The organism is Shewanella sairae (assembly GCF_023283535.1).
GTDB lineage: Bacteria > Pseudomonadota > Gammaproteobacteria > Enterobacterales > Shewanellaceae > Shewanella > Shewanella sairae.
In genome coordinates, this window is record NZ_JAKILT010000028.1 from 32,755 (window position 1) to 46,241 (window position 13,487).

At 41.9% G+C, this 13,487-nt stretch carries 10 protein-coding genes and 8 tRNA genes; 11 read left to right on the top strand and 7 right to left on the bottom strand.

Going from position 1 to position 13,487, the window contains the following annotated elements; all coding sequences use genetic code 11:
- The 9 genes from L2748_RS12980 to L2748_RS13020 all read left to right on the top strand — a co-directional run bounded on the left by L2748_RS12980 (nt 1) and on the right by L2748_RS13020 (nt 5,268).
- On the top strand, nt 1-1,437 hold the full coding sequence (locus L2748_RS12980) for a glyceraldehyde-3-phosphate dehydrogenase (protein ID WP_220783430.1): 1,437 nt from the start codon (nt 1-3) through the stop codon (nt 1,435-1,437).
- 420 nt (nt 1,438-1,857) lie between these two features.
- Nucleotides 1,858-1,933, top strand: a tRNA-Gly gene (locus L2748_RS12985).
- A gap of 13 nt (nt 1,934-1,946) precedes the next feature.
- Nucleotides 1,947-2,020, top strand: a tRNA-Cys gene (locus L2748_RS12990).
- A 125-nt stretch (nt 2,021-2,145) separates the two neighbouring features.
- Nucleotides 2,146-2,231 (top strand) — tRNA-Leu (locus tag L2748_RS12995).
- 739 nt (nt 2,232-2,970) lie between these two features.
- Nucleotides 2,971-3,044, top strand: a tRNA-Cys gene (locus L2748_RS13000).
- 128 nt (nt 3,045-3,172) lie between these two features.
- Nucleotides 3,173-3,258: transfer RNA gene (locus L2748_RS13005), tRNA-Leu, on the top strand.
- Between the two features lie 678 nt (nt 3,259-3,936).
- Nucleotides 3,937-4,010, top strand: a tRNA-Cys gene (locus L2748_RS13010).
- 128 nt (nt 4,011-4,138) lie between these two features.
- Nucleotides 4,139-4,224, top strand: a tRNA-Leu gene (locus L2748_RS13015).
- Nucleotides 4,225-4,830: 606 nt separating this feature from the next.
- Nucleotides 4,831-5,268 (top strand): hypothetical protein, encoded by a 438-nt coding sequence (locus tag L2748_RS13020; RefSeq protein WP_220781370.1) that lies wholly within the window; start codon nt 4,831-4,833, stop codon nt 5,266-5,268.
- Nucleotides 5,269-5,332: 64 nt separating this feature from the next.
- On the opposite strand, the gene L2748_RS13025 is transcribed toward L2748_RS13020, so the two are convergent.
- From L2748_RS13025 to punR, 6 genes are all read right to left on the bottom strand, one after another.
- Nucleotides 5,333-5,662 carry a TusE/DsrC/DsvC family sulfur relay protein gene (locus L2748_RS13025; protein ID WP_220781369.1) on the bottom strand — a complete coding sequence of 110 codons (330 nt, stop codon included), beginning with the start codon at nt 5,660-5,662 and terminating at the stop codon, nt 5,333-5,335.
- A 1-nt stretch (nt 5,663) separates the two neighbouring features.
- Nucleotides 5,664-5,945, bottom strand: a complete 282-nt coding sequence (gene tusB, locus L2748_RS13030) for a sulfurtransferase complex subunit TusB (RefSeq protein WP_220781368.1) — start codon at nt 5,943-5,945, stop codon at nt 5,664-5,666.
- Nucleotides 5,945-6,301: a sulfurtransferase complex subunit TusC gene (gene tusC, locus L2748_RS13035; protein ID WP_220781367.1), complete on the bottom strand. Its 357-nt coding sequence runs from the start codon at nt 6,299-6,301 to the stop codon at nt 5,945-5,947. Before tusC ends, tusB begins: the two co-directional genes overlap by 1 nt.
- A 36-nt stretch (nt 6,302-6,337) precedes the next feature.
- Complete coding sequence (tusD, locus tag L2748_RS13040) at nt 6,338-6,727, bottom strand: sulfurtransferase complex subunit TusD (protein WP_220781366.1); 390 nt, start codon at nt 6,725-6,727, stop codon at nt 6,338-6,340.
- Between the two features lie 57 nt (nt 6,728-6,784).
- Nucleotides 6,785-7,438, bottom strand: a complete 654-nt coding sequence (locus tag L2748_RS13045) for a Bax inhibitor-1/YccA family protein (protein WP_220781373.1) — start codon at nt 7,436-7,438, stop codon at nt 6,785-6,787.
- Nucleotides 7,439-7,618: 180 nt separating this feature from the next.
- Nucleotides 7,619-8,521 (bottom strand): DNA-binding transcriptional activator PunR, encoded by a 903-nt coding sequence (punR, locus tag L2748_RS13050; RefSeq protein ID WP_220781365.1) that lies wholly within the window; start codon nt 8,519-8,521, stop codon nt 7,619-7,621.
- A 117-nt stretch (nt 8,522-8,638) separates the two neighbouring features.
- Between punR and punC the strand changes: the two genes are divergently transcribed.
- Together punC and L2748_RS13060 are read left to right on the top strand one after the other, a co-directional pair.
- Nucleotides 8,639-9,883: a purine nucleoside transporter PunC gene (gene punC / locus L2748_RS13055; protein WP_220781364.1), complete on the top strand. Its 1,245-nt coding sequence runs from the start codon at nt 8,639-8,641 to the stop codon at nt 9,881-9,883.
- Between the two features lie 90 nt (nt 9,884-9,973).
- A tRNA-Ser gene (locus L2748_RS13060) sits at nt 9,974-10,064 on the top strand.
- Nucleotides 10,065-10,300: 236 nt separating this feature from the next.
- On the opposite strand, the gene L2748_RS13065 is transcribed toward L2748_RS13060, so the two are convergent.
- On the bottom strand, nt 10,301-13,486 hold the full coding sequence (locus tag L2748_RS13065; protein WP_220781363.1) for an efflux RND transporter permease subunit: 3,186 nt from the start codon (nt 13,484-13,486) through the stop codon (nt 10,301-10,303).
- Nucleotide 13,487 lies beyond the last annotated feature (1 nt).

A 13,487-nucleotide genomic window follows, 5' to 3' on the forward strand; every position in this document is an offset into this window, starting at 1 on the left:
ATGAGCGCTGATAAACACCTACAAAGTTGGCAAGAACGTTTCGAAATGGCTGAGGCTATGCAGCCTCTACTTGGTAAGTTATATCGTAACCAAGGTGTAGAAGTCGTCGTCTATGGCAAACCTCTGCTGAATGCTTCTACAATCGAAATCATTAAATCGCACCGTTTAGTGCGTCGCCATGTTGGTGAAAAACTAAGACTACGTGAAAGCTTTCCATTTATCGAAGCTTTGAGTAAATTAGCGGTAAAACAGTGCAAAGTCGATATCGGTAAGTTGGCAGTTAATTACTGGCGCGAATATCAAGACGCAAGTCAGATTGAAGCTTATATGAGCCGTGAACTTGCTGACGCAATCACTCAAGAAGACACTGAAGAAGCAAGAGATGTTGTGCTGTATGGCTTTGGTCGTATTGGTCGTCTTCTTGCACGTCTACTTATCGAAAGAACCGGCGTAAGCAATAAACTAAGATTACGTGCAATCGTATTACGCGGCGGCCGTAAAGGTGATTTAGAAAAGCGTGCTAGCTTATTACGCCGCGACTCAGTTCACGGACCATTTAACGGTTCAGTTGAAGTCGACGAAGAAAACAATGCAATCATTGCTAACGGTACTTACATTCAAGTTATCTACGCAAACTCACCTGATGAAGTTGATTACACTAAGTTTGGTATTTCAAATGCACTTGTAGTTGATAATACCGGCATTTGGAAGGACGAAGCAGGCCTTGGGCTACACCTTAAGTCTCCAGGTGCTAGCAAAGTATTGCTTACTGCTCCGGCAAAAGGTGCGATTAAAAACATCGTTTATGGCGTAAATGAGTCAGACATTCTTGATGAAGACAAGATTGTTTCAGCTGCTAGCTGCACAACTAACGCAATTACACCAATCTTGAAAGCGGTTAACGATAAATATGGTATCGTTAACGGTCACGTAGAAACGATTCACTCGTATACTAACGACCAAAACCTTATCGATAACTATCACAGTGCAGATCGCCGTGGACGCAGTGCGCCATTAAATATGGTCATTACGGAAACGGGCGCTGCAAAAGCAGTTTCAAAAGCATTACCTGTACTTGAAGGTAAGCTAACGGGTAACGCGATTCGTGTACCTACACCAAATGTGTCAATGGCAATTATTAGTCTTAACCTTGATGGTGAAACGAACAAGCACGACATGAACGAATACCTAAAAGATATGGCGTTGCAATCTGAGCTGCAAAACCAGATCGATTACACAGATTCAACTGAAATTGTATCTAGCGACTTAGTTGGCTCTCGTTATGCTGGTGTACTTGATTCACAAGCGACGATTGCAGAAGGTAACCGTACTATTCTTTATGTATGGTATGACAATGAGTTTGGCTATAGCTGTCAGGTAGTAGGTGTTATGCAAAAAATGCTTAACCTTAACTATCAGTCATTACCACTTGGGTAATTATTTATAGCAATTAACGCTAGCTTCTACATTTAGCGATATCAAAATGCCTAAGACGGCTAATTACTGTCTTAGGCATTTTTGTTTACAAGCTGTCGAGCCTTAATATGTTGTCTCTGTCTTAGCTAAGGGTATTTACTTAAATTGTATAGAGAAAAATAAGGTAAAGCAGAGATAGCGTTGCTAAACAGAATGGAGCTAAAATTATTGATTACATGCGAATAAGGCAACCATAACTGATTATTTAGTTGTTAAATTAAGCGTCATGTATAAAATCCATCACCTTTGGTGGATTTACCATCAAACAGTCGTAATTTGCTTTTATGTTGATTGACTCTGCGCGCTAAATCGGTAGAATGCCATCTCGTAGTCAAGGGGGAGCGCACTAAGCATCAACTTGAATGCAGTTTAAATTGAAATGCGACATTAGCTCAGTTGGTAGAGCGATACCTTGCCAAGGTATAGGTCATCGGTTCGAACCCGATATGTCGCTCCAATTTACTAAATATGGCGCGATGGCAGAATGGCTATGCTGCGGATTGCAAATCCGTCGATCTCGGTTCGACTCCGGGTCGCGCCTCCATAACTTCTCAAGTTCATTTTAGAGAAGCGATAAAAGATAAGAATTTGGTGAGTTTACTTCGTCGATTGCGATGAGAGTGAACAGTATTGATACCGACATTACGTATCATCAAAATCAAAGAGTTTGCCCGTGTGGTGGAATCGGTAGACACAAGGGATTTAAAATCCCTCGCTGAATAAGCGTGCCAGTTCAAGTCTGGCCACGGGTACCATCATTAAAGCCTCCGCATCAAGCGGGGGCTTTTTTGTATCTGAGATAAAGTAGATTTTAATAATCCCTCGCACTCTTCATTGAAATCAGGCGCGCCAGTTCAAGTCTGGCCGCGGGTACCATCTTCTTATGAAGAGTGATTAAACTAGCCTAGAGCTGTTTTTTTACGTCTGCATATAGAGAGGTAGAAATAAATAGGGGCTAAAAGACCTCACACACTTCACAAAGTAAGACGATCCAGTTCAAGCCTGACCACCGGTACCACTAATAAAGCCCCTGCATTAACGTGCGAAAGTTTTCTGTTTTTAGCATGACTCCATTAGAGTAGTGAGCTTACTCAGACCAAGAAACACCTCGCACGCTTTATATAGCAATACGCACTGTTCCCAGTTTGGCCACGACGAGCATAAAACCTCTGCATTACAACTTAATATGAGCGAGCAGGTTAATAATAAGCTTGTTTAATATACAACCCATTACCGAAAGGCATTAGCTGTTACCTGAGTAGGTGAAATCAGTCATCGCCTTTATTACTGCCGTCATCAATTAACCCAAACAACGAAAACTTGATCGCAAGTAAACGGAGATCACTTAAAGCTATAAAATAACCATTAATTGAATATATTTTACCAATTTAGAATGCGTTTTAAGCAGTTGAATAAAATAAACAAATAACCGGTTGACTCTATTTAATAATCAAGTAAAGTACGCCTCGTTCCCGGCTGCAAGGGAAACAAAAAGGCGCGATGGCAGAATGGCTATGCTGCGGATTACAAATCCGTCGATCTCGGTTCGACTCCGGGTCGCGCCTCCATAACTTCCTAGAGTGAATTGACTTAGGAATGCTTAAAGAATAAGAATTTGGTGAGTTTACTTCGTCGATAGTGATGAGAGTGAGCAGTACTGATACCGACATTACGTATCATCAAAATCAAAGAGTTTGCCCGTGTGGTGGAATCGGTAGACACAAGGGATTTAAAATCCCTCGCTGAATAAGCGTGCCAGTTCAAGTCTGGCCACGGGTACCAACATTAAAGCCTCCGCATCAAGCGAGGGCTTTTTTGTATCTGAGATAGAGTGGATTCTAAAAATCCCTCGCACTCTTCATTGAAATCAGGCGTACCGGTTCAAGTCTGGCCACGGGTACCAACATTAAAGCCTCCGCATCAAGCGGGGGATTTTTTGTATCTGAGATAAAGTGGGTTTTAAAAATCCCTCGCACTCTTCATTGAAACCAGGCGTGCCAGCTCAAGTCTGGCCACGGACACAAAATAACTATTACTGCGAGTTGCAGATAAGCCTCGGCTTTTCGTATAAGCCGCTATGCTCTACGAGTACAAGCAATTTACTTTATAACGGTTTACTCTCTTTATGAGTTTATCAGTCTTAATCACTAATGAGCTCTCCTAACAAGATAAACAGACCTGTCATTGAGCTAGTTTGTTTAGGGCTTAATCATTTCGAGAATAGGTAAGAGAGGTTTTGGCCTAATCCACCTCCATGTTGTGCGAGAAAAGAGTAGTTAGCAATATGGTGTTGCTGTTAGGACTGTTACTTTTATCGCCATAAAATAAGCATTTCTTGATTATATTTTATCTAGTTAGAGTGCCTTTTAAGCACTTGAATGAAATCAATAAATTAATAGTTGACTGGTTTTCTAAATCTAGTAAAGTATGCCTCGTTCCCAGCAACAAGGGAAACAATAAGGCGCGATGGCAGAATGGCTATGCTGCGGATTGCAAATCCGTCGATCTCGGTTCGACTCCGGGTCGCGCCTCCATAACTTCCTCAAGTCAATTGACTTCGGAATGTTTAAAGAATAAGAATTTGGTGAGTTTACTTCGTCGATAGTGACGAGAGTGAGCAGTACTGATACCGACATTACGTATCATCAAAGTCACAGAGTTTGCCCGTGTGGTGGAATCGGTAGACACAAGGGATTTAAAATCCCTCGCTGAATAAGCGTGCCAGTTCAAGTCTGGCCACGGGTACCAAATAACTCTTATTGAGAGTTGCAGATAAGCCTCGACACTGTCGGGGCTTTTTTGTATCTGAAATAAAGTAGATTTTAAAAATCCCTCGCACTCTTCAGTGAAATCAGGCGTACCGTTTCAACTCAGGCCACGGGTACCATCTTCTTATGAAGAGTGACTAAACCAGCCTAGAGCTGGTTTTTTACGTCTAAATTTTAATAGAAAGCAGTAGTGACTAATATTCCCTCGCGTTCTTCACAACGTAAGCCGTGCCACGGTCTTCGATAAAGCGAGTGAGGCCATGGATACTATCATTAAAGCCTCTACATTCTTGAAATAATCGGGGCAAGGCCATTCATTTTATTACAGATATCTCGCGGAACAGGAGTATCAGTCTAAGATTTTGACCATGGATATCAATTAACATGTAGCTTTTTATCTCTTCACTTAAGTGTTTTGAAGCAATTACTAATGCCATTAATAATCCTTGCAGTCATTTAAATTGAACGTTTTTTGTTCGCACCAGTCATATTCTAACAACTCAGTAGCAATATCCATCGTCATAAACACGATAATCCTTTTTTAGAAAATGACTCGCTCATTAATTTACTGTTCAGTGTAGGAACAATGCATTTTATCCCAAAATTTCTTTACATCTCAGCTATCATGCTGCTTCTTTACCCTTTGTGGGGAATGCTAAGTCCTTCGTCATTTTTGACTGAGTTAATAGAAGATTATCCAAATGTGTTAGAGGCAGCAGCTTCGCAAGTACGAGTTGTAGCATTGCTCTTTTTTATTGAGAACGGGATTTTAGCAACAGCTCTATTCTCATTAGGCCAATTTATCTCAAACTCAAAAGACTTCGGTAAACTAAAAACAGCAGGATTGCTGTTATTACTTTACCCCGTTGTAAAAACAGTAATTAATACGTTGGGGGGAATTGTTTTATATATCCACTTAACTGAGACGGCCTTAATCATTGAACTATCAACCCAAACTTTGTTTTATGGCGTTATGGGTCTTGCTTTGATTGGTATATCAAGCTCAGCAAAAAAGGCTAAGTGAGGCTTAAGCACAAAAAGGCCCTAACTATTAGGGCTTTTCAGGGTTTGATGATTATAAAATGAGTCTAAATGCACTTTGCTGGTTTTGGTAGACCTGCTATTTTAGTCGCTTGTTTCGCAGGTCCAACCGGGAATAGGGTGTATAGGTACTTTGAATTACCTTTATCTGCACCTAACTTTAAACCAATGGCCTTTACTAACACTCTAATTGCCGGACTGGTTTTAAACTCTAGATAGAACGCGCGAACAAAGTTCACTACTTCCCAATGCGCTTCGGTGAGCGTGATCTCTTCTTCAGCAGCGATGATTGGAGCGAGTTCTGGCGTCCAATCATTGACTGACTTTAGATAGCCTTGATGATCTGTTTCGATCTGTTTTCCGTTGAATTCAATCATTTTACCAACTAATTACTTTATTAAATTTAAGGCTTAGTGACACAAAGTCATCATAGTCGACTAACTTGGTATCTTTTAACAAATTCGTAAGGCCGCGTGCATGAACATCTTCCTGCAGCGCAACAACCTTATGTGTTTTTAATTGCCTAACCCACTCTTTGTTGAGTAGGCTATTGACTGCATTGCCCGATAGCAAAATACAATCATTTTCTGTTGCGTAGCGCAAACAAGTTTTTAATGCTGAACTTTGCTCTGGAGAGCTTTGTATAAGGTGCAAAATCATTAGAAAACAATAACCTCATCGACATCGTTTAAATGACCAGAAATCAGTTCAGAATTAATTACCGAAACGCCAATGCGTAAATCTGACTCGGTTAATCCTAGTTCCAGAAGCGATTGCTCACAGACGATAACGGTATCTATTTCATAAAGGGGTAAAGCACCTAAAGTCGCAATATAGTCCTTTGCACCAATAGATTCAGGGTCTTGATCTTTAACAAGGGTCAATACACCTTCATTGGTAAACAGCAGGCTTACTTCTTGCTCAAAACTTGCACTTAACAGAGATAAGTCTAAACCTTCACGACCATGAGCAGTGCCATGGGGTGGTTGCTTAAAGACAATACATAGTTTCTTCATAATTATTCTTGGCTCATTAAGCTATAGTAACCAGAGTTAAAAGCTGACTAGTCGGTCAGCGGTTTCTATACCTGTAACCAGCTCACCTAAACCGCCCATAATAAAGGGCGCTTGCATGTTCCAGTGGCTTAATTGATTTTCTATCGCTTCAACCTCAGATAACACTCCACGGCGAAGCGCGGCTGACACACAGTTAATTAAGGCAACACCATATTCATTATGTAAGTCTACCCAGGCTTGCTGCAGGTTAAATTCATCACTGGCGGGGCTGTTTAGTTGATTGGTATTCAGCACACCGTCTTGATAGAAAAAGATCTTCTCAATACAGTGGCCGCTTTCTAATGCGGACTTTGCGAAACGGTAGGCACTGTAACTTGCTGCGCTACCGTAAGCGGCAGAGTTAACCTGAATTATAAATTTGCTCATGGTAAAAAAAATGGCCCTGTAATAGGACCATTTTAACTCAATTAAATTTAATTGGTATTAGTCATCGCCACCAATGCCCATTAAATGCAGTAGTGCAATGAATAGGTTTAAGAAATCTAGGTATAAAGAGATGGTTGCGCGGATATAGTTCGTCTCGCCACCATTAACGATTTTGCTTGTATCGTAAAGAATAAAGCCCGTCATTAATAATGCAATACCAGCATTAAGCGCCATAAACACCATGCCGTTACCTAAGAAAAGGTTAACCAGCAGGCCAACGAACATAATCACTAGACCTGCAATTAGGAAACCACGCATGAAAGAGAAATCTTTCTTGGTCGTTACCGCATAGCCAGACAGCGTAATGAAGATAACTGAGGTTAAGCCTAATGCTTGCATAATAAGCTGTGGACCGTTCGCCATGCCAGCATAATGGTTAAGGATATAGCCTAACGATGCACCCTGCATACCAGTGAAAGCAAATACCCAGAAAAGGCCAGCGCTTGAGTCAGCTTTTCTTAGCGTGACAAATAATAATACTAAGCTACCAATAGATAGACCAAGAGACATCATAGGGCTGATGGCTAGCGCCATTGCTAAACCTGCACACACAGCAGAGAATGCAAGTGTCATAGAAAGTAGCATATAGGTGTTTTTAAGCAGCTTATTAACCTCAACGGTAGGTCTGCTATACACGGTTTGTTGTGTCATATCTTTCATTTCTTTCTCCGAAGACAAATGTTCAAGCTATTTAATTTGAGCACAAGATTAACAAGGAGTTCCTTAAATTAGATAAAAGCGAGCAATCCTTGCGTTAAGTTATTGAATCATACAGCAGCTAAACCAAGGTATAAAGCGCTTAGAGCGCAAAAGTACCTAAGTTAAGCTTAGTTAATCTAGCCAATCTTTATGCAGTTTCTCGCTGTCACCTAAATAATCAAGTACCCAAGCCATAGCAGGGGACTTATTGGTGGCGTTCCAGGCTAAGCAACATGGACTGGTTTTATTGGGCCTTTCAAGCTGCTTTTCAATTAACGCGCCGGTTTTAATAAACGGGAATGCGAAATGCGCTGGCATATAGCCCACACCCAAACCTTCACGAAAACAGTTAATGGCGCGGATCCAGTCAGGCACCACTAACCGACGTTGATTCTCAAGTAACCAGGTCATACGTTTAGGGATCTCTCGTGACGTATCCTCTAAACAAATAGACGGATACTGTCTTAACTCATCGTCACTCAGCGGACGGTCAATGTCAGCAAGAGGGTGGTTTTTACCGACTAAAAAACACCATTCAATTTCACCCATGTCTCTAAAGTGATAATCACCACCAACTGGAATGGCTGTTGTTGCACCAATCGCGATATCACTGCGGCCGGTAGCAATAGACTCCCAAACGCCATTAAACACTTCAATGCGGATAATTAACTCAACATTATCAAAGGTGCGATAAAAGTCCGCGATTAAGTTACTAATCTTGTCAGCACGAACAATGTTATCGAGAGCAATAGACAGTGTCGGCTGCCAACCGTTGGCTACCCGTATAGTATCAGCGCGCATTGCATCGATATCAGTTAATAGAGAACGAGACTGCTTTACGAAATGTTCCCCAGCAGCAGTTAAACTGACGCTGCGATGATGGCGTACAAACAGCACCACGCCGAGTTCTTCTTCAATTTGTTTAACGGCATAACTTACAGCTGATGGGACTTTATGTAATTTATTAGCTGCGGCGGTAAAACTGCCCACACGCGCAACCATATCGATGAGTTGAAGAGACTGTTCTGAAAGCATGGTTCCATCCTGCTGTGATTTATTTTGATAGCTAATGTGAAAAATAAACGTTTCACACTACATAAGCAAGTGGTTACACTGCGCCACTTTAATAAATCCAGATCAGAATTTCCAATTATGAACTCACTAACAAGTGCAAAATACTACATTTTTCTTGCATACCTAGCAGTATTAAGCATGTTGGGCTTTATTGCCACTGACATGTACTTGCCTGCATTCAAAGCAATTGAAGACACAATGGCAACATCACCATCACAAGTTGCTATGTCTTTGACATTCTTCTTAGCTGGCTTAGCGCTGGGTCAGTTACTTTATGGCCCGTTAGTTGAGCGTTTTGGTAAACGTAATTCGCTGATCTTCGGTCTGGTGCTATTTGCTGCTGCCAGTTTTTCGTTGGCAGTTAGTGACTCAATTTTAGTCTTTAACATCTCTCGCTTCATGCAAGCATTAGGTGCATGTTCTGCTGGTGTTATTTGGCAAGCGATTGTAATCGAAAAATATGATGCAGCTAAAGCGCAAGGCGTATTTTCTAATATTATGCCGTTAGTCGCGTTATCACCAGCACTTGCACCAATCTTAGGTGCATTCATTCTGCAGTCTTTAGGTTGGCAGAGCATTTTCATTACTTTAACCGGTATGGCTGCAGTAATGATTTTACTGACTGTTTGGTTTGTACCAGCAGAAACCAAAGCGATTAGTCACGATAAGAAAGAGATCAACTATCTTTCTATCCTTAAAAACACTAAATACTTAGGTAACGTTGTTATTTTTGGTGCGTGTTCTGGTGCGTTTTTCTCGTACCTTACACTATGGCCAGTTGTAATGGAGCAGCATGGTTTTGATGCTACAGCCATTGGACTAAGCTTTATTCCGCAAACGATTACCTTTATTTTAGGTGGTTATGCGAGTAAAACGCTTATTCGTAAAATTGGTTCTGAGAAGACTCTAAAGATTTTGCTATCGGTATTTGGCACCTGCGCGATGTCTATTGCAGTGGTGACTATATTGCTACAAGGACTTTCTATCTATCCTTTACTAGCAATATTTTCAGTACTTGCTGCTTGTAGTGGTGGTATCTACCCAATTGTTGTTAACGGTGCATTACAGGAATTTCCGGATAACGCAGCAAAAGCGGCTGGCCTACAGAACTTCCTACAGATCAGCTTATCGTTTGGTGCTTCAAGTTTGGTTGCCATGTGGGCAACAAGTGGTGAAGTTGCCATCGGTTGGGGGATCTTGATTTGTTCTTTCATCGTGTTCATCGGTTTTAAACTGCGTAACTATAAAAGCTGGAATGAGGTGAGTGAAGAGATCGTTATGCCTGATCCCGCACGCATTGCCATCAATCAGGACGAGAAGTAACCAAATAGGTTTATTCAATCAGTAAAGTGATAAAATTTTCTAATTATCACTTTACAAGATAATAAGAGCGCTATATTATTCGCGGCGTTCGGAGAGATGGCAGAGTGGTCGAATGCACCGGTCTTGAAAACCGGCATGGGTTTATAGCCCATCTAGGGTTCAAATCCCTATCTCTCCGCCATATTTAAAAAATCCCGTTATCGGCAAGATAACGGGATTTTTGCTATCTATAGTTTAGCGACTGAACCTGAGGTTTCCTATTGTTTAAAGTCAGCTACCTCTCCGCCGCATTCAAGATAAAGCCTCTTATCTAAAGAGTAGCCATTTTCCTTTGCAGGCAAAAATAGAACCCAAAGCCAGTTGTTGTTAAAAAGCCCATATGCAGTAGGGGCTTTAGACTTAAGCTATTCTTGTATACTAACTTACCGCATGCTCAGTTGGCATGGGGGACTCTGTTGGTTCTTCAACCCGTGACTTACTGCCTATCATACGTTTTATGTCTTCAATCATCACATACAAACAAGGGATAAGTACTAGGGTCACTACTGTTGCAAACAACACACCAAAGGCTAATGAAACAGCCATAGGGATCACCATCTGCGCTTGCATGCTGGTTTCCGTCATAATTGGCACCAAACCAATAAAGGTGGTTAACGAGGTCAGTAGAATCGCTCTAAAACGGCGACAACCCGCTTCAAGTACTGACAGCTTCATAGCAACGCCAGATTCTCGAGATTTATTGATGTAATCCACCATGACCAAAGAGTCGTTCACTACAACGCCAGCAGCGGCAATAATGCCAAATACCGATAGCGCGCTGAGATCAAGCCCTAAGATCAAATGCCCCATTACAGAACCAATTACCCCAAATGGGATCACTGCCATAATCATAATCGGCTGTGAATATGACTTTAACGGTACTGCCAATAAGCTGTAGATCACTAACATCGAAATCAAGAAATCACGAAGCTGGGTATCAGCGCTATCAAGCTGCTCTTGAATATTACCGGCAACTTCACTTTTTACTCGTGGATATTTAGTTAATAACTCAGGTAAGAAGTTATCACGGATATCTTTTGCCAGTTTAAAGGGTTCTGCTTGGTCTGCATCGACCGAGCCCCAAACGTTAATCGTACGGTTACCATTTTCACGGCGGATACTATTAACGCCATCAGTCACCACAATTGCAGCTACTTCAGATAACGGGAGTTCAGCGCCTTGTGGAGTCTTAATCATTACGTCTGACACTTGAGCAATCGAGTTGCGCTGCTCTTCAGGGTAACGCAGCATGACTTTAATCTCTTCACCGTTACGTAAAATACGCTGAGCTTCAAGACCATAGAAGCTATTACCGACTTGGCGTGCAATATCTGCAAGGGTTAATCCAATGCTATGCGCCAACGGTTTTAACTCAAACTGGATCTCTTTAGCGCTTGATTGACGACTATCATTCACATCGCCAACGCCTTTAAGTGTATTCAGTTTGGCTTTTAGCTCTTTAGCTGCAGCAACTAATTGCTCATCGTCTTTACCTTCAAGCCTGAAGCTGATATCACCGTCATCGCGGCCACCGCCAAACAAGTTATCTTGAATCGTAAATGACTTCATCCCCGGAATAGAGGGCATAGACTGCCGCCACAGTTCTGCTACGGCAAAGGTATCGATAGGACGGATCTCAGGGTCGACAAGTTTGGTTCTTATCTCAGCTGCAGTTCGGCCGCGAAGCTCAACCTGCAGATCTGAAATCATCTTCTGACCGTGCTGCTTTTCAATCTCAACATCCACTTGCTTGAGCGCTTTTTCAATCGCTAACGCCGCTGCTAATGTTGATCTTTCTGAGGCGTCGATATTCATCTCAAATGAAATCCGCGGAAAATCATGAGGGATTTTAGGCTGACCGATAAAACGAATAACGCCACCGGTATAAAGGCCGGCACACACCATAATCAAACTAATAAATACCATGATCACGGTATAACGGTACTTTACGGCAACCTCTAAAGAGGGGCGATAGTACTTAACGATCAAGGTTTTTAAGCCACTATCGACTTTCTCTTGCAAGAAATTAACGATGTTTCTAAGCCAATCTAGCGGATTTTTAGAGCCTGACTTAACGATGGTTTTTTGCTTCATACGCGCTAAATGCGCTGGCAAAATGAGCTTAGATTCAATTAACGAGAAGATTAAGCATAAGATAACCACATAACCGATTGCTTGGCCGAATGCAGAGGAGGGACCATCATCGAGAGTGATAGGTAAAAATGCTGCAATAGTGGTTAATACACCAAAGGTGGCCGGCATAGCAACGCGTTTCACACCACGAATAACGTTATCTAAGGTTTGGCCTTTTTCTTCACATTCTGCATGGGCGCTTTCCCCCATCACAATGGCGTCATCGACCACAATACCTAAGACTAAAATAAACGCGAACAGGCTGATTACGTTAATGGTGACATCAATCATGCCCATTGGCATAAAGAGCAGGGTCCCTAAGAAACACACCGGTAAGCCCATCATCACCCAAAATGCTAAGCGAACGCGTAAGAAAAGTGCTAACAATATGAATACCAATACTGCGCCACTTTTCATGCTATCAAGCATCAGATCAAGACGCCCCTCAAGGTAATAGGTCATATCAACCCAAGGCTCAAGCTTCACCCCTTGAGGTAAGACTAATTGCTTTTCAGCGATATAGGCTTTCACCACATCAGCAACATCTGTCAGACTCTGATCATTGGCAGCGCCAACAAAGAAAGTCACTGAGTTTTTACCATTAAACTTAGAGTATTGGATCCCTTCCTCAAAACCATCAATTACATTAGCCACATCGCCCAGTAATAAGCTGGTTCCATCTTCAAGGGTGATCAAGGGCAAACTTTCAAACTCATAGCCGACGTAAGCTTGGTTTTGTACACGTAGATTAATATAGCCATTTTCAGCGCGTATTTGACCAGCAGACATATTGCGTGAATAACCACGAACAGCGTCAGCCACATCGTTAAAGCTTAGGCCAAACTCACGTAGTCTATCTTTACTGACTTCAATGGCTATTTCATAGCCCAGTCCACCATAAAAATCAGTAATATTCACTTTTGGAAGCTGGAGTAATTCATCATGAATTTTTTCACCAAGATCTTTAAGTTGGCGCTGTGATAAATCACCATACAAACTCATATACATCACTTCTTGGCGGATCTTAATCCGTTCGACTTTCGGTCGCTCCATACCATCTGGAAAACTTGAAATGGAATCGATTTCCGATTTTACCTCTTCAAGCACATCCTGCGGATCGTAGGAGTCTTCAACTCGAAAGTAACCCGACGACATATTACGGTTAGAATAGGTGATAACACGCTTAAGACCTTGAACACTCTCAAGCGCTTCCTCAATCTTAATGGTGATGCCTTCTTCCACTTCTTGAGGCGCTGCGCCAGGGTAAACCGCGTTAAACTCAAGCCAGTTTATTTCAACTGCAGGGAAAAACTGTTTACGAATGGTGTTCGCTGTCAGCAAACCACCAAGAATGATAATAATCATCAACAGGTTGGCAGCAACACTGTTGCGAGCAAACCAAGCGATTATGCCTTTATTGGTATCGATCATG